20 protein-coding genes are annotated in these 20838 nt (G+C 66.9%); 8 read left to right on the top strand and 12 right to left on the bottom strand.

Going from position 1 to position 20838, the window contains the following annotated elements; all coding sequences use genetic code 11:
• The first annotated feature begins 3 nt into the window (after positions 1 to 3).
• Positions 4 to 1422 (top strand): WS/DGAT/MGAT family O-acyltransferase, encoded by a 1419-nt coding sequence (locus CSQ99_RS03615; RefSeq protein ID WP_099037684.1) that lies wholly within the window; start codon positions 4 to 6, stop codon positions 1420 to 1422.
• Here the strand turns inward: CSQ99_RS03615 and CSQ99_RS03610 are convergent.
• Positions 1409 to 2662 carry an alpha/beta hydrolase gene (locus tag CSQ99_RS03610; protein WP_099037683.1) on the bottom strand — a complete coding sequence of 418 codons (1254 nt, stop codon included), beginning with the start codon at positions 2660 to 2662 and terminating at the stop codon, positions 1409 to 1411. The two genes, CSQ99_RS03615 and CSQ99_RS03610, sit on opposite strands and share 14 nt — an antisense overlap.
• 8 nt (positions 2663 to 2670) lie before the next feature.
• Positions 2671 to 3414 (bottom strand): lysophospholipid acyltransferase family protein, encoded by a 744-nt coding sequence (locus CSQ99_RS03605; RefSeq protein WP_245908684.1) that lies wholly within the window; start codon positions 3412 to 3414, stop codon positions 2671 to 2673.
• Between the two features lie 174 nt (positions 3415 to 3588).
• Here CSQ99_RS03605 and CSQ99_RS03600 point away from each other — a divergent pair, with 174 nt between their 5' ends.
• The 3 genes from CSQ99_RS03600 to CSQ99_RS03590 are packed head-to-tail and all read left to right on the top strand — an operon-like array spanning position 3589 to position 5830.
• Positions 3589 to 4740: a serine/threonine-protein kinase gene (locus tag CSQ99_RS03600; RefSeq protein ID WP_099037681.1), complete on the top strand. Its 1152-nt coding sequence runs from the start codon at positions 3589 to 3591 to the stop codon at positions 4738 to 4740.
• Positions 4741 to 4776: 36 nt separating this feature from the next.
• Positions 4777 to 5559, top strand: a complete 783-nt coding sequence (locus CSQ99_RS03595) for a crotonase/enoyl-CoA hydratase family protein (RefSeq protein WP_099037852.1) — start codon at positions 4777 to 4779, stop codon at positions 5557 to 5559.
• 37 nt (positions 5560 to 5596) lie between these two features.
• Entirely contained in the window at positions 5597 to 5830 is a 234-nt protein-coding gene (locus CSQ99_RS03590) for a DUF8129 domain-containing protein (protein WP_099037680.1), read from the top strand.
• A 43-nt stretch (positions 5831 to 5873) separates the two neighbouring features.
• Here CSQ99_RS03590 and CSQ99_RS03585 read toward each other — a convergent pair whose 3' ends face one another.
• A complete protein-coding gene (locus CSQ99_RS03585; protein WP_099037679.1) occupies positions 5874 to 6887 on the bottom strand; it encodes an acyl-CoA dehydrogenase family protein in 1014 nt (337 codons plus the stop codon).
• Positions 6884 to 8038 carry an acyl-CoA dehydrogenase family protein gene (locus CSQ99_RS03580; protein WP_099037678.1) on the bottom strand — a complete coding sequence of 385 codons (1155 nt, stop codon included), beginning with the start codon at positions 8036 to 8038 and terminating at the stop codon, positions 6884 to 6886. The genes CSQ99_RS03585 and CSQ99_RS03580 overlap by 4 nt, the downstream gene beginning before the upstream one ends.
• Positions 8039 to 8117: 79 nt before the next feature.
• On the opposite strand from CSQ99_RS03580, the gene CSQ99_RS03575 reads away from it, so the two are divergent.
• Both CSQ99_RS03575 and CSQ99_RS03570 read left to right on the top strand, forming a co-directional pair.
• Positions 8118 to 9056, top strand: a complete 939-nt coding sequence (locus CSQ99_RS03575; RefSeq protein ID WP_099037677.1) for a helix-turn-helix domain-containing protein — start codon at positions 8118 to 8120, stop codon at positions 9054 to 9056.
• A 2-nt stretch (positions 9057 to 9058) separates the two neighbouring features.
• Positions 9059 to 9616, top strand: a complete 558-nt coding sequence (locus tag CSQ99_RS03570) for a dihydrofolate reductase family protein (RefSeq protein WP_099037676.1) — start codon at positions 9059 to 9061, stop codon at positions 9614 to 9616.
• Here the strand turns inward: CSQ99_RS03570 and CSQ99_RS03565 are convergent.
• The 4 genes from CSQ99_RS03565 to CSQ99_RS03555 form a co-directional block, all read right to left on the bottom strand.
• On the bottom strand, positions 9577 to 10164 hold the full coding sequence (locus CSQ99_RS03565) for a TetR/AcrR family transcriptional regulator (RefSeq protein ID WP_099037675.1): 588 nt from the start codon (positions 10162 to 10164) through the stop codon (positions 9577 to 9579). The two genes, CSQ99_RS03570 and CSQ99_RS03565, sit on opposite strands and share 40 nt — an antisense overlap.
• Before the next feature lie 71 nt (positions 10165 to 10235).
• The gene (locus CSQ99_RS31660) at positions 10236 to 10370 is read right to left on the bottom strand and encodes a hypothetical protein (RefSeq protein ID WP_281258449.1); all 135 of its coding nucleotides are present in this window, start codon (positions 10368 to 10370) and stop codon (positions 10236 to 10238) included.
• A 236-nt stretch (positions 10371 to 10606) separates the two neighbouring features.
• The gene (locus tag CSQ99_RS03560; protein WP_099037674.1) at positions 10607 to 12082 is read right to left on the bottom strand and encodes an aldehyde dehydrogenase; all 1476 of its coding nucleotides are present in this window, start codon (positions 12080 to 12082) and stop codon (positions 10607 to 10609) included.
• A gap of 14 nt (positions 12083 to 12096) precedes the next feature.
• The gene (locus tag CSQ99_RS03555) at positions 12097 to 12891 is read right to left on the bottom strand and encodes a class I SAM-dependent methyltransferase (protein ID WP_099037673.1); all 795 of its coding nucleotides are present in this window, start codon (positions 12889 to 12891) and stop codon (positions 12097 to 12099) included.
• 44 nt (positions 12892 to 12935) lie between these two features.
• Between CSQ99_RS03555 and CSQ99_RS03550 the strand changes: the two genes are divergently transcribed.
• Positions 12936 to 14096 carry a glycosyltransferase family 4 protein gene (locus CSQ99_RS03550; protein ID WP_099037851.1) on the top strand — a complete coding sequence of 387 codons (1161 nt, stop codon included), beginning with the start codon at positions 12936 to 12938 and terminating at the stop codon, positions 14094 to 14096.
• Positions 14097 to 14113: 17 nt separating this feature from the next.
• On the opposite strand, the gene CSQ99_RS03545 is transcribed toward CSQ99_RS03550, so the two are convergent.
• Both CSQ99_RS03545 and pgfA read right to left on the bottom strand, forming a co-directional pair.
• Entirely contained in the window at positions 14114 to 15823 is a 1710-nt protein-coding gene (locus CSQ99_RS03545) for an MmpA family trehalose lipid delivery protein (RefSeq protein ID WP_245908682.1), read from the bottom strand.
• Between the two features lie 38 nt (positions 15824 to 15861).
• On the bottom strand, positions 15862 to 17058 hold the full coding sequence (pgfA, locus tag CSQ99_RS03540) for a cell envelope lipid trafficking protein PgfA (protein ID WP_099037672.1): 1197 nt from the start codon (positions 17056 to 17058) through the stop codon (positions 15862 to 15864).
• Between the two features lie 241 nt (positions 17059 to 17299).
• Between pgfA and CSQ99_RS03535 the strand changes: the two genes are divergently transcribed.
• Positions 17300 to 18421 carry an acyltransferase family protein gene (locus CSQ99_RS03535; RefSeq protein ID WP_176560873.1) on the top strand — a complete coding sequence of 374 codons (1122 nt, stop codon included), beginning with the start codon at positions 17300 to 17302 and terminating at the stop codon, positions 18419 to 18421.
• On the opposite strand, the gene CSQ99_RS03530 is transcribed toward CSQ99_RS03535, so the two are convergent.
• A complete protein-coding gene (locus tag CSQ99_RS03530) occupies positions 18387 to 19862 on the bottom strand; it encodes an AMP-binding protein (protein WP_099037670.1) in 1476 nt (491 codons plus the stop codon). The two genes, CSQ99_RS03535 and CSQ99_RS03530, sit on opposite strands and share 35 nt — an antisense overlap.
• The gene (locus tag CSQ99_RS03525) at positions 19862 to 20833 is read right to left on the bottom strand and encodes a phosphotriesterase family protein (protein WP_099037669.1); all 972 of its coding nucleotides are present in this window, start codon (positions 20831 to 20833) and stop codon (positions 19862 to 19864) included. Before CSQ99_RS03525 ends, CSQ99_RS03530 begins: the two co-directional genes overlap by 1 nt.
• Positions 20834 to 20838: the final 5 nt, after the last annotated feature.

Raw genomic sequence — 20838 nt, 5'->3', positions numbered from 1 at the left:
CTTGTGAAGAGGCTCAGCGGCTGGGACGCTGTCCTGCTCTACAGCGAAACGCCGACCGTGCACATGCACACGCTCAAGCTCGCGGTGATCGACGTCTCCGAGCTGAAGGGTCGCCATTTCGGCATTGACGAGTTTCGCCAGGTCATCCACGGCCGCCTCCACAAGCTCGATCCGTTCTGCTATCAGCTCGTCGACGTTCCTTTCAAGTTCCACCATCCGATGTGGCAGGAGAACTGCGAGGTCGACCTCGAGTACCACGTCCGTCCCTATCGAGTCGACAGCCCCGGTGGCCGCCGCGAGCTCGATGATGCCGTCGGCCGGATCGCCAGCACCCCGCTCGATCGCAGCCGGCCGCTGTGGGAGATGTACTTCATCGAGGGATTGGCGAACGGCCGCATCGCGGTACTCGGCAAGATCCACCACGCCCTTGCCGACGGCGTCGCCTCGGCCAACCTGCTGGCACGCGGGATGGACCTGCAACAAAGCCCGCAGCCCGATCGCGACTCGTATGCCTGCGAACCCCCGCCCACCAAGGGTGAACTCCTGCGCACCGCGTTCGCCGACCACATGCGGCATATCGGCCGGCTGCCGGGAGTGATGCGCTACACGGCGCAGGGCATCGGCCGGGTCCGCAAGAGTTCGATGAAGCTGTCTCCCGAACTGACACGGCCCTTCACGCCGCCGCCGTCGTTCATGAATCATCGCGTCGACGCACAGCGCAGGTTCGCTACCGCCACACTTGCCCTGGCGGACGTCAAAGAGACCAGTAAGCACCTCGGCGTCACCATCAACGACATGGTGCTCGCGATCTCGTCGGGGGCGCTGCGTCAGCTGTCACTCAAGTACGACGGACACGCCGACCATCCGCTGTTGGCCTCCGTCCCAGTCAGTTTCGACTTCTCACCGGACCGCATCTCCGGCAACCGATTCAGTGGCGTCATGATGGTGGTGCCGATCGAGCTCGACGATCCGCTTGCGCGCGTGCGGGCCGTGCACGACGCCGCGGTGGATGCCAAGGAAGCACACCACCTGCTCGGACCCGAACTTGTCAGCCGATGGTCGGCCTACTTTCCGCCAGGGCCCGCGGAACGGCTGTTCCACTGGCTGGCCGACAAGGACGGCCAGAACAAAGTGCTCAACATCCCGATCTCGAACGTGCCCGGTCCGCGTGAGCCCGGCCGCGTCGGAGGCGCACTGGTCACCGAGATCTACTCGGTCGGCCCACTCACCACGGGCAGCGGGCTGAACATCACGGTGTGGAGTTACGTAGATCAGCTCAACGTGTCGGTGCTGTCCGACGGGGCCACCTTGAAGGATCCGCACGAGCTGACCGACGCGATGGTCGACGCGTTCATCGAAATCCGCCGCGCTGCAGGACTTTCCGAGCAGCTGACGGTCATCGAATCCGCTATGGCGCCCTAGTCGCCTGACGCTTGGCGTGCACCCACGACAGGAACTCCTCGACCGCCCGGGCCGTGTAGTGCGCGCGGGGCGACCCGTAGTAGAAGTCGAATGCGTGCTGCGCATGTGGGATCTCCGCGTAGGCGACGGTCGACGTCGACACCTCGCGCAACGCGTCGGCGAATTCGCGGCCCTCGCCTACCGGGATGATGGAGTCGTCCTGGCCGTGCAGGATGAAAAATGGTGGGGCATCAGGGCGTAACCGCTTGATCGACGATGCGTCGAGGTAGGTCTGCCGGTTCGCGGCGAACGGCTTTTTTACCACGAACTTCTGCAGGAAGGCGATGAACTCCTTGCGGCCGGAACCCGTTGTGGTGAACCAGTCGTAGCGGCCGTAGATCGGCACCGCCGCAGCGACCGAGGTGTCGGCGTCCTCGAATCCCGGCTGCCACTGGGGCTCGTTGGGAGTCAGAGCGGCCAGCGAGGACAGATGACCGCCGGCCGAACCTCCGGTGATCGCAACGAAATCCGGGTCGCCGCCGTAGTCGGCGATGTTCTCCTTGATCCACGCCAGGGCACGCTTGACGTCGACGATGTGGTCGGGCCAGGTGTTCTTCGGGCTGACGCGGTAGTCGATCGACAGGCACACCCAGCCGCGCTCGGCCATATGGCTCAGCAGGGTATAGGACTGCGGCCGTCGCATACCGATCGACCAGGCACCGCCGGGTACCTGCAGCAGCACGGGCGCCTTGCCGTCGCGCGGCAGGTCGGCGCGGCGCCAGATGTCGGCTCGGTTGACCCGGCGGTGCGGACCGTACTGCACCGTGCTGGCTTTCTCGACGTAGCGCCTGCGGACGAGTTCGGTGGGCCAGACGCCGATCTGGGCGCGACGGCGCCGCGCGGGCTGCGACTGGGCGGCGATCTGCTCGTAGTCGTCCCCGAGAGCCTTCCGCAGCGGCTCTTCGAAGTGCGGTTTCGAGGCCACATTGCGGCGGTGGATGAGGTACAGCAACGCCCACGCGATTGTCGTGAGCCCCAACGCGATCCGGCCCCGGGTCCCGCGGAAGTCGCCACGCAGACCGCGCCGCAGCGCATCGAGCATCGAGACGCCCATGTACACCGGCGACATCTCCGAAGTCGGCCAGCCGAAGGCGAATACGCCAATGGTGGGGTAACCCTCGCGGGCGATCGGCTGTACACCGTTTGCGGCGTTGACGAGTTCTGCGACCGCGCGCAGCAACGTGAAGCGACGTTTACCCATGGAAGAGATCAGCCGAGTATCGGAAGCCGGCGTTCGCCGGCCAGTTCGTCCAGCGCACGCTGCATCACATGCCGCACGTGCGCGTCGATCTCGTCGATGTCGGGATCCTCGCCGAACTCGGCAACGAGGTCGATCGGTGGCAGGACCTTCATGACGATCTTGGACGGCAGCGGAATGTTGGGCGGAACCACCAGGGACAGCCCGAACGGGAAGCCGAATGAAATCGGCACGATCTTGGTGCGCGCCAGGCGGGCGATCGGCCCGAGGCGCTCGGCCAGCCAGGTCCCGCGGGTGAGGAAGATCTGTGTCTCCTGGCCGCCGATGCCGACCGCAGGGACGATGGGCACCCCGGCGTTCAGTGCGGCCTTCACGTAGCCGGTGCGGCCGCCGAAGTCGATCACGTTCTCGGTGAACGTCGGCCGGTACACGTCGTAGTCGCCGCCGGGGAACACCACGACCAGACCGCCCGAGCGCAGCGCCTCATCGGCATTCGCGTGGTTGGCGCTGATGTAGCCGATCTTCTTGAAGAAGTCGCCCGTCGGTCCGACGGACAGCATGTCGTGGCTCAGGGTGTACAGCGGACGGTCGTAGCCGTGGTGGTCGTAGAAGTCGGCAGCGAGAATCGGAACGTCCATCGGCAGCATGCCGCCGGAGTGGTTGCAGACCAGCAGCGCGCCGCCGGCCGGGATGTTCTCCAGCCCCCGCGTTTCCGACCGGAAGTACCGCTTGAGGAAAGGCCGCATGATGCCCATGACGCGTTCGGTCAGACCCGGATCCCACTTGGTGAGCTCCGACGGTTCGATATCGGTCACAGGTGATCCCCTAGCAGTAAATTGAAACGTGTTCTAGTTTACCCCGCGCGCGCCGGCGCAATCGCCGAGACAGCGACTGTTTGACGCACCGCCCCTCGGGCTACGTTATCGGCCATGGACGGCCGCGAAGTGCTTGCGGGCCGATACGAAGTACGGGGCCTGCTCGGCCGCGGCGGAATGGCCGAGGTCTACGACGCCTGGGATTTCCGGCTGAACAGGGCGGTAGCCATAAAGCTGCTGCATCCGGGCGTCAGTTCGGACGCTGAAGTGCGGCGCAGATTCGACGCCGAAGCGCGGGCCGCCGCCGCACTCAACCATCCCAACATCGTGGCCGTGCATGACTGTGGTGAACACAATGGGACGCCGTTCATCGTGATGGAGCGGCTGCCGGGCCGCACCCTGGCCGACGAGGTCGAGATGGGACCCATGTCGACGGGGCGGGTTCGGGCCATGCTCGACGACGTGCTCGGCGCGCTGGCCAGCGCGCATACGGCCGGGATTGTGCATCGCGACGTCAAGCCGGGCAACGTGCTGCTCACGCAGGGCAACACGATGAAGGTCGCGGACTTCGGTATCGCCAAGGCGAATGGAACCGCCAATACGGTGACCGGCCAGATCGTCGGGACGATGGCGTACATGAGTCCAGCGCGCGTTTCGGGCGCGCCCGCGTCAGTCACCGACGACCTGTACGCGGTCGGCGTCATGGGCTACGAAGCACTCATCGGACGGCGGCTGTTTACTCAAGACAATCCCGTATCGCTGCTTCGGGCCGTACTGGACGATCCGCCGGCACCCATCGAAGCGGTGCGGCACGATGTCGATCCTGCGCTGTCAGCTGCGATCAACGGGGCCATGACCCGCGACGGCAGCGGGTTCGACAGCGCCGATCAGATGCGCGCCGTGCTTGCCGGCGCCAAGCCGCGCCCGGCGACCAAGGTCATGGCCGCACCGATGTTCGAGTCTGAGCAATTCGTCGTGGCTCCGCGCAGGCAGCGCAGGCCGATGAGCCGGGGGCGGAAATTGCTGCTGGCGGCTGCGGCGTTCGTGGGCCTGACCGTGGCGACGCTCGCGCTGGCGCTCGATCCGTCGTCGACGACTGCGCCGCCGCCGGTCAGCAGCAGCTCTGCTGTCCCGCCTCCGCCTCCGGTCAGTTCGCCGCCGACGTCGCCGAACCCGACTCCGGTCGTCCAAGAGCCGCCGGGTCCCCCCAAGAAGAAACCGGGCGGCAGAGGCCCAGGCAACGGCAATGGCAACAAGAAGCGCTGACGTCGCGCCCTCGCACCGCGCTTGCGGGACGTTACGATCACCGGCGTGAGTGACAACAGCGAACACGCCGTCCTAGTCGAGCAGCGCGACCGGATTTTGATCATCACCATCAATCGGCCGCAGGCCCGCAACGCCGTGAACGCCGAGGTGAGCCGCGGTCTTGCCGACGCGATGGACCGGCTCGACGACGACGCCGGCCTTTCTGTCGGGGTACTGACCGGAGCCGGGGGATCGTTCAGCGCGGGGATGGACCTGAAGGCGTTCGCGCGCGGCGAGAACGTCGTGGTCGAGGGCCGCGGGATGGGCTTCACCGAACGGCCACCGGCCAAGCCACTGATCGCTGCGGTGGAGGGCTATTGCTTGGCGGGCGGCTGTGAGCTGGCGCTGGCCACCGACCTCATCGTGGCGTCGAACGAGTCGGCGTTCGGCATTCCCGAGGTCAAGCGCGGTCTGGTCGCCGGCGGTGGCGGATTGCTGCGGCTGCCGCAGCGCATTCCGCCTGCCGTTGCGATGGAACTGGCGTTGACCGGTGAGAACCTGCCCGCCACCCGCGCCAAGGAGCTCGGCCTCGTCAACGTGCTGGCCGAACCGGGGCAGGCGCTCGACGCCGCGATCGAACTGGCCGAGAAGATCACCGCGAACGGGCCGCTGGCCGTGGCGGCGACGAAGCGGATCATCGTCGAGTCGCGGAGCTGGAGCACCGAGGAGATGTGGCGCGAGCAGACCAGGATCCTGGCGCCGGTCTTCATGTCCAACGACGCCAAAGAGGGTGCCATCGCATTCGCCGAGAAGCGCGCGCCGAAGTGGACCGGCACCTGACGGTTTTCGGCAACGCCGCCGTGGGCAACCGGTAGGCATGGAACTGCCGCTACCGGACTACGACCAATTGCCACTCACCGAGCTGCGGCACCGCATCCGGATGCTCGAAGAAGGGCAGCTGCGTGGACTCTTCGAGTACGAGACGGAGCATGGGAACCGGATTCCGGTGCTGGAGTTGATGCATGCCCGGCTCAAGGAGTTGACGCACGGCGCGGAGCCGTCACCCGGTGACCCGGCGAACACCCCGGGCGCGGTACCGCCGCCGGATTGACCTCGACCACACTTCGGTGACCGCCTCGACGTCGAGGCGCGGGTCAGCGCGGTTCTGGACAGCTGACGACGACCTGCCAGGGATCGTCGGCGGCCAACGCCAATCGGCCGAGCCGCCTGGCGTAGTGCGTTGTGGTGCCGAAGTCGTCGATCCAGCCGCGTGCCCGCATCGTGAACAACCACAGCCGGTGCTCGACGGTCGCACCGATGGCGCCGTGCAATTGGTGTGCGATGGTGGTCACCGATTCGACGGCGCGACCCGTAGCGATCTTCGCGACCGTAACCGCGTAATCGGTTGCTGCGTCGTCGAATCCGAAGTCGGTCGCGGCGGTGATCGCCAGCTCCGTTGCGGCGCGGGCGCGTTCGGTCTCGCCGGCCATCTCGGCCAGCGAGTGCTGCACCGCCTGGAACTTGGACAGCGGACGGCCGAACTGGACCCGCTCGCTGGTATGGGCCACCGTCAGGTCGCGGGCGGCGTCCAGCGCGCCGATCACCTGCACGCAGCGCGCCCACGCACCGCGGCGAGTGAGTTCGTCGAAGACTTCGAGGCCTAGCCGGTGGCGCGCCTCGACATCGAAAACGAACGTGCCGCGGGGTTCGGCCGCGAGGGTGGCCGATTCCGCCGTCGGCGGATCGGTGAGCACGTCGACGTATACGCCCTCGGAGGTCCTCGCGGCGAGCACCACGGCCGCCGAGCCCGGCCACGGGACATCGTGCGCGGTTCCGGTGACGCGACCGTCGCGCAGTTCGGCTTCGGCGAGCGCCACCGTCAGCGGGCCGCTGTCAGGGACCTTCACATCGGCCTTCGCGGCCAGCCACATTGCCAGCAGGTCGGTTTCGGCGATGGGCACCGCGCCCGCGTGACCGGCAAGCACCCTCAGCACGACGGCCGCTTCCGCGGGCCCGGCATCCTCCGTGGCGGTCAACCGGCTCAGCCCGGTCTCCTCGAGGTTGCGCCACAACTCGTCGTCGAAGGTGTCGGGGAAGGCAGGTCTGCCGAGCCTGGCCTCCAATGAGCGCGCGCCGAGTTCGGCGACGAGTTGCTCCAGTTCGTTCACCGCACACCCATCCCTCGCGCCACGACGCCACGCAGCACCTCGTTCGTGCCGCCCCGCAGGGTGAACAGCGGTGAGTGCAGTCGCGCGGTGGCCAACAGCTCGGCAAGGCGCCCAGCCTCCGGTGATCGGCGGTCCAGGCGGTCAAGGAGGTCAGCGGTCAATTCGACGGAGTCCTGTTCGAAGCGGGTGCCGAGATCCTTCACCAGCGCCGCCCGGGTTGCCGCGTCCTCACCTGAGGCAAGTGCGCGGGCCACCGAGATCGACAGCTGCCGCAAGGAGATCATCCGGGCGACAAGCTCACCCACCGCTGCGGCGGTCCCGTCGTCGACATCCTCGGGCAGGGCTCCGAGAGCGGCCAGGATCAACGTCACCGTGGACAGGATCCGTTCGGGTCCACTGCGTTCGAACCCCAGTTCGGACGTGACCTGCCGCCAGCCGTCGCCGATGCTGCCCAACACGTCGGTGTCTGGAACGAACACGTCGTCGAACGTCACCTCGTTGAAGTGATGTTCGCCGCCCATCTGCACGATCGGATCGATGGTGATCCCCGGCGAGTCCAGGGCGATGAAGAACTGACTGAAGCCGGCATGCCGGTGATCGGGATCGAGCGGGCTGGTGCGGGCCAGCACGACGATCCGCTGCGCCAGGTGGGCACCGCTGGTCCACACCTTGGTTCCGGACAGCGACCAGCCGCCGTCGGTCCGGGTGGCTCGCGACTTGACCGCAGCCAGGTCGGACCCGGCCTCGGGTTCACTCATCCCGATCGCCGCGTGCAACCGGCCGGCGGCGATGACCGGCAGAAATTCGCGGCGCTGCTCGTCGCTGCCGTACGACAACAACGAGGGAGCGAACTGACGATCGGCGAACCAGTGCGCGGCGACGGGCGCACCGTGTGCCAACAGCTCCTCGGTCACCACATAGCGGTGCAGATGACTCAACCCGCGTCCGCCGTACTCGGTGGGGATGGTGAGGCCGACGAATCCCGCGTCGCCAAGCCGGGCCGAGAAATCGGAGTCCCAGCTGGCCAACCACGAGTCGACGGCCGGCGCCCAGCCGAACTTTTCGCGATCGGCGGCGAGAAACTCCCGGATGGCCGCCCGTATTTCAGCCAGCTCCGAGTCATTGGCGCACAGCGCATCGAATTCAGTCACCGACTATGACAGTAGTGACCCCTGCCGCAGCAGGAATTGTCATGTCCTTGCCGCGGGCGGGCAGACATACTCGGAAACCGTGAGCGAGCCATCACACCGCGACCGGTTGCGCGAACTGCTCGATGCCGTCGTCGACGCCGACAACACCGACGTCGGCGAGATGGCGCGTAGCAGTTACGCGTCTGAGTTCCATTTCTCGCGCGAGGTGCGGAGGCTGACGGGCGAGTCGCCGGCCGCGCTGCGGCGGCGCATCATGCTCGAACGCGCGGCTTGGCGGTTGCGCCGGGGCGAGTCGGTGTCCGCGGTGGCCGCAGACGAGGGCTGGTCGTCGGCGGAGGTGTTCTCCCGGGCATTCAGTCGCACCTTTGGGACACCGCCGTCACGCGCGGCCGACATCGGATTCCGCTTGCCTGCTCCCAACGGCTTGCACTTCCATCCACCGCATTCGCTCTGGCTTGACAGCGACAGCGAGACAGGTGATTTCGAGCGTCCTGATATCTCCGCACTGATGGTGGCCCACGACGTGGCCGACACCACCTCCCTCATCAGCCAGGCGGCTGCGCTGTCCAAAGAGCAGTGGTCCGATGAGATTTCACCCGGACAGCAGGTGCTCGAATGGGATGGTCCCGAACCCAGCGTCGGCGCGGTCCTCGGGGCCATCGTGTGGACCAAGGAGGTCTGGCTCGCGACGATCGAGGGTCGTGACTTTCCCGAGCGCGCCGCGACACAACCCGGCGCGAGCACCGCGGAGCAGTTAGCCGGTCACCACTCCGCCATCGCAAAGCGCTGGAGCGCAATGGTTTCGGAGTACTCGGCGGCCGGCCGACTGGGTGACACCGTCATCGACGCCCTGTGTGATCCACCGGAGTCGTTTCAGCTGTACGGCATCATCGCCCACGTCCTGACCTACTCGGCACATCGTCGTGGACTCGCCCGCGCGATGCTGGCCCACCATGGGATCCACACCGGACACGGTGACCCGCTCGAATGGATGACCACGGCGCGCGAAAGGGAATGAGCATGGCAACCCTCTACTACACCGCATCGAGTCTGGACGGCTACATCGTCGACGAATCCGACAGCCTCGACTGGCTGACGTCACGCGAGATCGATCCGGACGGTCCGTTCGGATACGACGAGTTCATCAAATCCGTTGGGGCCCTGGTGATGGGATCGTCGACCTACGAGTGGTTGGTGCGCAACCAGCCCGGAGAGTGGATGTACGAACAACCCTCGTGGGTGCTGACTCACCGACCCCACATCATCGTCGAGGGGCATCCGGTGCAGACATTCGAGGGCGACGTGCGCCAGTTGCACTCGACGTTGGTCGCCGCCGCGGCGGATATGGATGTGTGGGTGATGGGGGGCGGCGACGTGGCCGCACAATTCGCGGCTGCCGGCCTCGTCGACGAGATGATCGTCAGCTACACCCCGTGCTCGTTGGGCGGCGGTTCTCCGGTACTGCCGATGCGATCAGAGTGGGAGTTGATCCAGGCCGGGGTCAACGGCGAATTCGTATGTGCCCGGTGGCGTAAGGCTCAGCCGACGGAAGCTGAATTGTCGGACGGCAACCCGTAGCGCTGCACGAATTCCCTTGACTTGATGAGGAACTCGAGCTGAGCCGCCACATCTTTCAGCGGATCGACACTGCGCGTCGACCGGCACAATACGACGGCTCCCTCCAGGGATGCGATGCACATGGTGGCCAGCGATGCGGCGTCGGCGTCGGCGAAGCCATCGGAGACGAAGGCCCGGGTGAGCGCGTCGCGCCACAGACTGAAGATGCTGCCGGCGACGGTGGTCAGTTGTGGTTCTTCGTCGGCCGACCCGATGGCGGCGGCGACCACCGGGCAGCCAGCGGTGAAGTTGCTCTCGACAAGGAGTTCTTCCCAGAACACGACGAATTTCCTGACCAGGAACATGCCACCGTTGGTAGCGGCTTCGTCGATGACTTCGGTGATTGCCTCGCCGGCGTACTGCAGCGCCTCGGTGAGGATCTGGTTCCTGCCCTCGGGGAAATGGTGGTACACCGAGCCGCGGGGTGCGCCGCTGCGCGCCAGCACCTCGTCGATCGTGACACCCGCGGCTCCACGTTCACGCAGCACGTCGGCGGCGCTGATCAACATGCTGGTGCGGGTCGACCCGCGCTTGGTGGCGGGCTTGGTGGCGCTGGACAGAAGAACCTCCGACGGTGCGATCAGGCGGCGCGGGTCTGCGGAAGCTGCGATTGGCGCCAGCCAAAGTTGCCCGAGCTCACTCGGATGAACGGTCGCCGGGCGTGCACCTCGTGAACGAAACGACGGCCCGCGAGGTTGACCTCAACGATCCACATGGCGTGCCTCCCTGCCTATGACGAGCATCATAAAAGAGAGAACACACGAACGCGACAATTGTATTCCGCATCACAGCCGATTCATCGGTAAACGCCAGATGAACGTGTGTAATTGCCTGGTTATCGGTCTCGCAAGCGATGAGCGGCGGTATCGATGCCAGATAAGGACTATGGTCTGTCGCATAATTCGAGGCCCCGGCTGGCTCGCACCTGCTGAAGCCAGCCGGGCCGTCGATCTAGTCCTCGGGGGTGTATCCGAAGGGCAGCAGCACGCTCTTGGGCTCGACGTACGCCTCGATGCCTTCGGGTCCGTTCTCGCGGCCGACGCCGGAGTTCTTGTAGCCGCCGAACGGGGCGCAGGGGTCGAACGCGTACATGTTGACCGCATAGGTGCCGGTGCGGATCTTCTTCGCGATCTCGATCGCCTTCTTGTTGTCCGTCGTCCACACGCTGCCGGCAAGGCCGTACACCGAATCGTTTGCGATCCGGATGGCGTCCTCTTCGGTGTCATACGGGATCACCGCCAGCACGGGTCCGAAGATCTCTTCCTGCGCGATCGTCATCGAGTTGTCGACATCGGCGAACACCGTCGGCTGGACGAACCAGCCGCTGTCCAGTCCTTCGGGGCGTCCGCCGCCGGTGACGATCCGGGCACCCTCTTCGACACCCTTCTTGATGTAACCCTCGACGCGCTCACGCTGCTTCTCGGAGATCAGCGGGCCGATCGCGGCGTTCGGGTCGTCGGGAAGGCCGACCGGCATGGCGGCGATGAAGTTCGAGAGCTTCTCGACGACTTCGTCGTACCGCGAGCGCGGCGCCAGGATGCGGGTCTGCGCGACACACGCCTGCCCGCTGTTCATCACGCCCGAGAACCCGAGCATCGGAAGCGTGGAGTCCAGGTCGGCGTCCTCGAGGATGATGGCCGCCGACTTGCCGCCGAGTTCGAGCGTGCACGGCTTGAGCTTCTCTGCGGCGATCTTGGCGATCTCCTTGCCGACCGCCGAGCTGCCGGTGAACGTGAACTTGTCCAACTCGGGGTTGGACGTCAGCGCGCGTCCGGTGTCGGGGCCGCCGGGCACGATCGACAGCACGCCCTCGGGAAGGCCCGCCTCGGCGAAGATCTCGGCCATCGCGAACACCGAAAGCGGCGTCTCCGCTGCGGGCTTGAGCACGACGGTGCAGCCGGCGAGGAAGGCCGGGCCCAGCTTGTTGGCCGCGAGGAAGAAGGGAACGTTCCACGCGGTGACGGCGCCGACGACACCGATGGGCTCGCGCACGACGAGCGTCTGGCCGTAGACGCCGTCGCGGATGTCCTTCCATGGGAACTTGTCGGCGGCACCGGCGTAGTACTGGAACGCCGACATCGCGGCGCCGTACTGCATCATGTCGACGATCGTCTGCGGCTGTCCGGTCTCGGCGGCCAGCAGGTACTTGAGTTCGTCGGCGCGCTCTTCCATGCCCTTGATGGCAGCGGCGAGAATCGCGGCCCGCTCCTGCGGCGCCATCTGCGGCCAAGGCCCCTCGTCGAATGCCTTGCGCGCGGCCGCGCATGCCGCGTTGACGTCAGCTTCGGTGGCCAGCGGCACCTTGCCCACCACCTCGCCGGTGGCAGGTGAACGCACCTCGATGACCTCCGAGGAGGCCGGTTCGACCCACTTGCCGCCGATGAAGAGCTTGTCCCATTCGGTCTTGAAAGCGACGGTCTGTGTCATGACCGTCACACTACCTACGAACCCGCAAAAGTAGAACCTGTTGCAGTCGGCGGCCGCAGGACCAGCACCACATTGCTGACTCCGAACTCCCGCAGTACCGGGACACGCACCATCCACCACGCCCATCGCGGGTGGTAGCGCGGGAATGCGGCGAGCAGCGCGCCGGTGGCGGTCGCCCATTGCAGTCCGTCGGCTGCCGAGACCGCGAACAGTGACGAGCCGTAGTTGTTCTTCGGCGGATGACCGTGCTTTCTGGTGTAGTGCCTGGCGGCTCGCTGACCGCCGAGGTAGTGCCATAACCCGGTTTCGTGCCCGCCGAACGGGCCCAGCCACACCGTGTACGACATGACCACCAGCCCGCCGGGTTTGGTGACGCGCAGCATCTCGCCGCCCAACCGCCACGGCTCGGCGACGTGCTCTGCCACGTTGGAGGACAGGCAGACCTCGACGCTGTCGTCCGCGAACGGCAACGCGGTCCCCGACGCTCGCACGTAGGTGGCGGTTCCCTCGTTGTGTAGGGGTCCGGCGTGCATCTCGGCCGGGTCGGGCTCGACCCCGACGTAGGTGAAACCTGCGCGGGCGAAAGCAGCGGCGAAGTAGCCCGGCCCACCGCCGACGTCGAGCAGGGTGCGCCCGGTCGGCGCGGCCCCGTGCTCTGCCCGCCACAGGTCGATGATCAGGGCCGCGGTGTCCTCCGCGAGCGCTCCGTAGAACCGGGCCGGATCGGGCTGTTCGTAACGGAACTCCCGCAACAGCCGCAGCGATCGCGACAGCGTCGCCCGACGGGCGAAGAGGTCGGTGACGGCCATCGGAGGGAACGGTAGCCCTAAAAGGAGCAGCTAGGGTGAACGGGATGTCCGACCGAGGTGTTCGCTCCGTGCTGCTTCTGTGCTGGCGCGACACCGGTCACCCCCAAGGCGGCGGCAGCGAGACGTACCTGCAGCGCATCGGCGCACAACTGGCCGCCTCAGGGGTGCAGGTGACGCTGCGGACCGCGCGCTATCCGGGGTCCGCGCGACGCGAGATCGTCGACGGGATCCGGGTCAGCCGCGGCGGAGGCTCCTACTCGATCTATATCTGGGCGGGATTGTCGATGGTGCTCGCCCGCGTCGGGTTGGGTCCGCTGCGCAAGGTGCGCCCCGACGTGGTGATCGACTCGCAGAACGGCATCCCGTTCCTGGCGCGGCTTGCCTACGGACGCCGCGTCGCCGTGCTGGTGCACCACTGCCATCGCGAGCAGTGGCCCGTCGCCGGTCCGGTGATGGGACGCTTCGGATGGTTCGTGGAGTCCAAACTGTCGCCCTGGCTGCACCGCCGCAATCAGTACGTCACGGTGTCTCTGCCGTCGGCGCGGGATCTGGCCACGCTCGGCGTGCACCCCGCCAGGATCGCCGTCGTGCGCAACGGTCTCGACGAGGCCCCGGCGGCCACCCTCACCGTACCGAGGTCGACGACTCCGAGGGTGGTGGTCCTGTCACGCCTGGTGCCGCACAAGCAGATCGAAGACGCACTCGAGGCGATCGCCGAACTACGCCCGCAGATACCCGGCGTGCACTTGGACGTCCTTGGCGGTGGTTGGTGGGAACGGCGGCTGGTCGAGCACGCCGAATTGCTCGGCATCTCCGACGCCGTGACGTTCCACGGACACGTCGACGATGTCATCAAACATGATGTCCTGCAGAGGTCTTGGGTCCATCTGCTGCCGTCGCGTAAGGAAGGCTGGGCGCTGGCCGTGATCGAGGCCGGCCAGCACGGCGTGCCCACCATCGGTTACCGATCCTCGGGCGGGTTGACCGATTCGATCGTCGACGGGGTCACCGGCCTGCTCGTCGATGATCACGGCGGTCTGGTCGACGGACTTTCGCGGCTGCTGACCGATCCGGTGCTTCGCGAACAGCTCGGCGCCAAGGCCGCGGTGCGTAGCGGTGAGTTCTCCTGGCGGCAGAGCACCGATGCGATGCGCACCGTGTTGGAGGCTGTCAATGCCGGGACCTCGGTCAGCGGCGTCGTCTAGCGCGACGGCACCCGTCCCTAACGTTCACGGTCGTCGAGAGTGGGCTCGGTGCACGCTTTTCTTGGAGACAGTGTGCGGGTAACCCACGTTCGGCGAGCGAGGAGCCCCATTAGTCCACCAAGGAGCAGCGCCAGCCAGGCGAGGTGTGCGGCCAGCACCAGAGGGCGTCCCGGCGCCTCGGGAAAGTCACCGCCCACTCGATAGACGGTGAGGTCGTCGTCGTGGTAAGCGACCGGAAGCGCCAAAGCATCTGCGGCAGCACCTGATTCGACGACCACCCAGCCGACTCCAGCGTCAGCCAGCTGGTCACGGTCGGCGCCGCTCAACAACATCTGTTGGACGGTGCGGGCGCGTTCACCCTCGCCGGGCACCGTGACACCGCCGATCGTCAGGTCGCCGGTCGACAGCACGTCGGCCCGCACCCAGCGCGGCAACGGGTCGAGCACCGGCGCATCGCCTGCCCACTCGAAACGCCGCATGCTGTCAACGGGGAGGACGGCGACCGGACCCGGGTCGTCGTCGACCATCGCCGCGGCCGCCGCCCAACCCGCCGGGTACACCACCGGCGTGACCTTGCCGCCCACGCCCCAGGCCAGATCGGGCAGCGTGGCGATCAGCGCGGCGCAGCAGACGACCGCGGTCGCCGCGGCCGGAAGTCCCGGCAGTTTCTGCCGCAGTGTGACGACCGCGGCGGTACCCGCAAGTGCGTATCCGGGGACCGCCAGCGCGACCCACTTCTGCGCGTCACGCAGCACGCCGAGTCCGGGCAGTGCTCGCACCGTCGCCTCGACGGCCGCCAACCCCGGACCGGTGGCCATCGCCGCGGGCACCAGCACCGCGACGGCAGCCAGGCACAGCAGCGGCACCGCCGCCGGCCGGCGGGTCGCCACCGGGAGTCCCAACAGAACGATGCCGAGCAGGACAACCGCCGCGACCACAGCGAAAATTGTTGTGCGAGAGCTCGGTACGGCCTCGCTGTTCCAGATCCCACCGAGGCTGGCGAGTGTTCCCAGCGTTCCGAGGCCGGGCTCGGCCCGTGCCGCGAACGCCGCAACCCCCTCGGACTGTGATGGCGCCAACGATCTTGCCACGATCGCGGCGGTCAGCCACGGCAGCGCCGCGATCAGTGCGGTGCCGAGCGTCACCGTCGCGCACCGCCATCGCGGCCATCCCGCACCCGGCGCGAACACACACGCCAGGGCGACGGTCGCGGCGAGCATCAGCCCGGTCGGCGTCAGCCCGGCCAAGGCGATCCAGAACACCAGGACACCCACATCGGCCCAGCGTGGTTCCGGCTCACGCAGCCGCAGCATCGCGGTGGCCACCCACGGCAGGCATCCGTAGCCGACGATCAAGCTCCAGTGCCCCTGCAGAAGCCGCTCCGCGACGTAGGGGTTCCAGATCGCCAGCGTCGCCGCAACGCACTGCCCGGCCCTGCCGGCGTCTGGCAGTACCGACGCGGCCAGGCGCGCCGCACCCCACCCGGCCAGCCACAGTCCGACGGCGAGCAGCAGCTTGACCGCCACCCCGCCGTCGATGACCGTCGAGATCAGCGCCACCGCGAAATCCTGGGGCAGCGCCCGCGGTGCGGCCTCCGCGAGCCCGAGCGCCGCGTCCGACAAATATGAGCGCGGCGTGGACACCGCATCGCGAAGCAGCAGATAACCCGGCGCGAACAGCGGCGCCGTCACAGCCAGGGAGAGCACCAGCGCGTAGGCGGGCGCAATCAGCGATCGCGCCCCTGCGGGCGCGGCGAAACGCGCGGTCAGACCGGTCTGTCCGGCGGCAGATCGGTCGGCTTCTGCGCGGGCAGTTTCTCGGTCTTGGCCTCGGCTCCGGGCACCTTCAGCCCCTGGGTGTCGAAGAAGCTGTGGTCAGCCTCGTCGAGCCCCGGGTCGATCAGCGCGGACTCCGCCCGCAGGCTGAACGATCCCAGCAGCGCGCCGCCGACCAGCGACACCAACCCGATGGCAATGAAGGTGATCGGCAGGATGCGGCCCCACAGCCCCACCCGGTCCCGTTCATCTCTGGCGCTGGCGACCTGAGTTTCGACCGTCTCCTCGGTGAAGCCGACCTTGTAGTCGACGAAGGTCACCTCGGGCTTGAGCGGTTCCCGCGCGTAGTAATGATTGCCGTGGTCTTCCCTCTTGACGATGGTGCCCGACACCGGATCCACCCAGAACGTGCGCTGCGCGGCGTAGTAGCGCGACATCGTGATCCGCTCGTCGGGTTCGCCGGGGATTCCCCACATCGCTGCGGACGCGGTGACCTCGCTGTCGGCGTCGTCGTCGAGCAATGACGAGTAGGAGATCGGTTCGACCAGCTTGCCGTCGGAGTCGTAGCCGACGTTCTGGCTGAATCGGTAGGTGGTCAACCCGTTGACGTCTTCCTCGCCGTCGTAATTGGCGTCGAACGGCTTCTGCGCGATCGGGTCGAAAACGGGATACGTCCGCTTCTCGGTGTCGAACGGGAATCGGTAGGTGAGCCCCTCGTGCGGCAGCGCGATGTTGGTCGGCGGCTGGTCATCGTCGATGGATCGCGGTTTCTGTACCGCACCACCCGGATTGCTCTCGCTGGACACCGCTTCGGCCGTCTCGCGGTTGACGGTGACGGTGTCGACCATCGCGAGCAAAAGGCCGTCGTCCTGCTGCTGATCGGTGCGGCGCAGCGTGCTGCCGACCTGAAGGGTCACCACGTCCGCGTTCGACGGTGACTCGACGGAAAGCTGCTCCTGCAAAGCCAGCGGCACGTCGCGGTCGACGACGAACTTCTCCCGGTTCAGCGAGCCCGGATCGAACGCCGTCCCGGTGCCATCACTGATCAGCGTCGCGTCCAGGTTCAGTGGAACCTTGGCGATCTTGCCGAGGGTATAGGTGGACAGCAATAGCGCGGCGATCAACAAGCCAGCACCGAGCCCCATGATGCCGCAAGCCGCAATACGGAGCGCCACTGCGCGGTTCAAACCGTGCCTCCTTCACCTGCGGGAGTCCCGCAAAACCCGTTCGACCCTAACAGCACAAGTTAAGTTGGTTGTTCACTCCGAGTGCAGCCGGTCCAAGCCGCCCGAGTACCCGTATTCAGCGGCTTTCGCTCCTCCCGGCACACTGATTGTCGTGACGGATTCCAGCGCCTCCGACGCGCCGGCCGACAGCGCCGACAACGCTGTCGGTGGAACGCGTGGGTTCCTTCCCGCCGTCGAGGGGATGCGGGCCTGCGCGGCCATCGGCGTCGTCGTCACCCACGTGGCTTTTCAGACCGGCCACACCGGTGGGATCGCCGGCCGGTTCTTCGGCCGGTTCGACCTCGCTGTCGCGGTGTTCTTCGCGCTGTCTGGCTTCCTCTTGTGGCGCGGCCACGCCGCCGCGGCCCGAGGGATGCGGCCGGTTCCGCCGACGGGTCACTACCTGCGATCCCGGATCGTGCGCATCATGCCCGGCTATCTGGTCGCGGTCGTTGTCATCTTGTCGCTGCTGCCGGAAGCGAAACCCGACCTCACCGTCTGGCTGGCCAACCTGACGCTGACCCAGATCTACGTGCCGCTGACGCTGACCGCCGGACTCACCCAGATGTGGAGCCTTTCGGTCGAAGTCGCGTTCTATCTCGCGCTGCCGGTCCTGGCGCTGCTGGTGCGACGGGTGCCGGTGGCCGCCCGGATACCGGTCATCGCGGCCACGGGCGTCGCCAGCTTGGCCTGGGCCGTGTTGGTCGAGGCGAGCCCGTTCTCCGCGCCCTACGGTGTCAACCCGCTGAACTGGCCGCCTGCCTTCTTCTCCTGGTTCGCCGCCGGGATGCTGCTGGCCGAGCTGACCGTCACGAGCGTCGGATGGGCGCACCGATTGGCCCGGCGCCGGGTGTTGATGGCCGGTGTCGCCGTCGTGGCGTTTGCGATCGCGGCCTCACCGCTTGCCGGCCCCGAGGGGCTGACTCCCGGCACCGTCAGCCAGTTCATGGTGAAGATCGCGATGGGTGCGGTGGTCGCCGCAGCGCTGATCGCCCCGCTGGTGCTCGACCGGCCCGACACCTCACACCGCCTGTTGGGCAACGCGACGATGGTGACGCTGGGTCGTTGGTCCTACGGTCTGTTCGTCTGGCACCTGGCGGCGCTGGCGATGGTGTTTCCGGTCATCGGTGAGTTCGCCTTCAACGGGCATATGCCAGTTGTGCTGGTACTCACCGTGGCGTTCGGTTTCGCGATCGCGGCCGTGAGCTACGCGTTGGTCGAGTCACCATGCCGAAACGCCTTGCGGCGCTGGGAGAGACGAAACGATCCCACGCCGCTCGACAGCTCGGTTAACGACGCGACTGAGCCTGCCGCCGCGAGATGATCTCGGCACGGACCGCGGAGCGGCGGGCCTTTCCCGCGTCGTCGCGCAGTGGGGTGTCGCTGAACTCCACCTCGCGGGGCAGCTTGAAGCCGGCGAGGCGGTCGGTCAGGAACGCGATCACCGCGGCCTCGTCGAGTCCGTTGCCCTGCACGATCGCGTAGGGCACCTGACCCAGATCCTCGTGCGGTACGCCGACCACCAAGCAGGACAACACATCCGGGTGCGCAGACAGCGCCGACTCGATCTCGGCGGGGTAGACGTTGCGCCCGCCGACGGTGAACATATCCACCCGGCGATCGTTGAGATAAAGGAAGCCGTCCTCGTCGAAGTACCCCAGGTCGCCAAGTGAATCCCAGCCGTCGCGCTGTTTCGCGGTGGCGCCGATGTACCGGTAGGTCGGTGCGCTTCCCGGTGATCGGCGCAGGTAGATCTCACCGCTCACCCCGGGCGGGCACTCGTTCCCATCGTCGTCGAGCACCTTCATCTCACCGGCGACCACCACACCGACCGACCCCGGATGGGTCAGCCACTGATCGCCGGAAATGAACGTCAGCGCCTGTAACTCGGTGCCGCCGTAAAGTTCCCAGACCACTTCAGGTCCGAGGATATCGATCCACGCCCGCTTGATCACCGGCGGGCACGGTGCGGCCAGGTGCCAAAACCGCCGGATCGACGACAGGTCGTAGGACTCCTGCCCGGCCCGGTACACCGGCAGCAGGCGTTGCATGATCGTCGGGACCGTTGCCAGGAACGTGACCCGGTGGTCGGTGACCAATTGCAGGAACTCATGCGGGTCGAACCGCGGCATCAGCACCATGTGATGGCCCTGCACCAGGCCGATGGCGAACGTCGTGAACCCGGTGTTGTGCGACAGCGGCACCGACAGCAGATTGACGTCGCCCTCCTGCGCGCCAAGCGGATACCCCGCCGCAGCGGGGAACCGACTGTCGCCGCCCGCCTCGATCAGCTTCGGCCGTCCGGTGCTGCCGCCCGATGCCATGGCCTTGAAGACCGGCGACACCATCTCGGGCAGCGGCTCATCGGAAAGCGCCGGATCGGGCATGAAATCGCCTGCCAGGCTGGGCGTCACGCCGTTCGGATCGTTGCGCCCGACGAGCAGGGCCGGCCGCCGCAGCTCGAGCAACGCGGCCAGCTCGATGTCGGGCAGCCGGGCGGACAACGGCTGCGGGACCGCACCGAGCTTCCAGGTGGCCAGCACCGCCTGCGCCCACTCGATCGAATTGGGCATGACAATGGTGACGTAGTCCCCTTGTCCCACACCGAGTCCGGCGTAGGCCCGCGCGAGCCGGTTGGTCGATGCGTCGAGTTCGCGACGCGAAAGCGTGCGGCCGGCACAGGTGACGGCCGGGGCATCGGGATCCGATTCGGCGAGGGTCCAGAACTGGGTCGGGATGGGTGGAACCGGCGACGGGCGGGCCATCAGTAGGCGCCCTGCGCCTCGAAGATCTTGCGCGGATTGTCAACGAGCATCGCGGTGAGTTGTTCGTCGGTGACGCCACGCTCCTTCAGCGCCGGGATGACGTCGTTGTGGATGTGCAGGTAGTGCCAGTTCGGCATCACCAACGGCACCATGTCTTCCGGCAGCCAGTCCATGAGGCACGCGGCGTCGTGGGAGAGCACCATCTTGTCGGCGTGGCCGCGCTCGCACATCTGCGCCACAGTGTTGACGCGGTCCTCGAAGCCGAGAAAGACGTCGACCCCGAATCGGTCCATGCCGATGTAGGACCCTGCGCCGATGAGCTCGGTGAGGTAGCCGAGGTCGGTGCTGTCGCCGCAATGGCCGATGACGACCCGACTCAGGTCCACGCCCTCCTCGGCGAAGATCCTCTGCTGTTCGAGACCGCGACGCGTCGCTGCGTGGGTGTGTGTCGAGATCGGCACGCCCGTGCGCCGGTGCGCCTGCGCCACCGCCCGCAGCACCCGTTCGACGCCGGGCGTCACGCCGGGCTCATCGGTGGCGCATTTGAGGATCGCCGCCTTGATGTCGGTGCCCGCTATCCCCTTTTCGATATCGCTGACGAACATGTCCACCATCGGTTCGCCCAACGGTGTTTCGGGTCCGCTGAAGTGGAAATACATCGGCACGTCGTTGTAGGTGTAGACGCCCGTCGCCACGACGATGTTGATGTCGGTCTGCGCTGCGATCTGGGCGATGCGTGGAATATAGCGACCGAGACCGATGACGGTGAGGTCCACGATGGTGTCGACGCCCCGCGCTTTGAGTTCATTGAGTCGCGTGACCGCATCGGCCTGACGCGTGGTCTCGTCGCCCCACACTTCGGGATAGTTGGCATGGATTTCGGGGGATAGCACGAACACGTGCTCGTGCATGAGCGTGACGCCCAGGTCGGTTGTCGCGATGTCTCCACGGGCGGTATTCAGCTGCGGCACATAGC

Origin of the sequence: Mycobacterium neglectum (assembly GCF_002591975.1) — a bacterium.
Taxonomy (GTDB): domain Bacteria; phylum Actinomycetota; class Actinomycetes; order Mycobacteriales; family Mycobacteriaceae; genus Mycobacterium; species Mycobacterium neglectum.
Note: the sequence above shows the minus strand (reverse complement) of the source record. Positions and strands in the feature narration are given on the sequence as shown.

Excerpts from the sequence above, each read along its gene's own strand:
- CSQ99_RS03570 (WP_099037676.1), top strand. The coding sequence starts at position 9,059 with ATGGCAACCCTCTACTACACCGCATCGAGTCTGGACGGCTACATCGTC.
- CSQ99_RS03610 (WP_099037683.1), bottom strand. The coding sequence starts at position 2,662 with ATGGGTAAACGTCGCTTCACGTTGCTGCGCGCGGTCGCAGAACTCGTC.
- CSQ99_RS03535 (WP_176560873.1), top strand. The coding sequence starts at position 17,300 with ATGCGGGCCTGCGCGGCCATCGGCGTCGTCGTCACCCACGTGGCTTTT.
- CSQ99_RS03560 (WP_099037674.1), bottom strand. The coding sequence starts at position 12,082 with ATGACACAGACCGTCGCTTTCAAGACCGAATGGGACAAGCTCTTCATC.
- CSQ99_RS03555 (WP_099037673.1), bottom strand. The coding sequence starts at position 12,891 with ATGGCCGTCACCGACCTCTTCGCCCGTCGGGCGACGCTGTCGCGATCG.
- CSQ99_RS03565 (WP_099037675.1), bottom strand. The coding sequence starts at position 10,164 with ATGTTGATCAGCGCCGCCGACGTGCTGCGTGAACGTGGAGCCGCGGGT.
- CSQ99_RS03590 (WP_099037680.1), top strand. The coding sequence starts at position 5,597 with ATGGAACTGCCGCTACCGGACTACGACCAATTGCCACTCACCGAGCTG.
- CSQ99_RS03550 (WP_099037851.1), top strand. The coding sequence starts at position 12,936 with ATGTCCGACCGAGGTGTTCGCTCCGTGCTGCTTCTGTGCTGGCGCGAC.
- CSQ99_RS03600 (WP_099037681.1), top strand. The coding sequence starts at position 3,589 with ATGGACGGCCGCGAAGTGCTTGCGGGCCGATACGAAGTACGGGGCCTG.
- CSQ99_RS31660 (WP_281258449.1), bottom strand. The coding sequence starts at position 10,370 with ATGTGGATCGTTGAGGTCAACCTCGCGGGCCGTCGTTTCGTTCACGAG.
- CSQ99_RS03605 (WP_245908684.1), bottom strand. The coding sequence starts at position 3,414 with ATGGGCATCATGCGGCCTTTCCTCAAGCGGTACTTCCGGTCGGAAACG.
- CSQ99_RS03530 (WP_099037670.1), bottom strand. The coding sequence starts at position 19,862 with ATGGCCCGCCCGTCGCCGGTTCCACCCATCCCGACCCAGTTCTGGACC.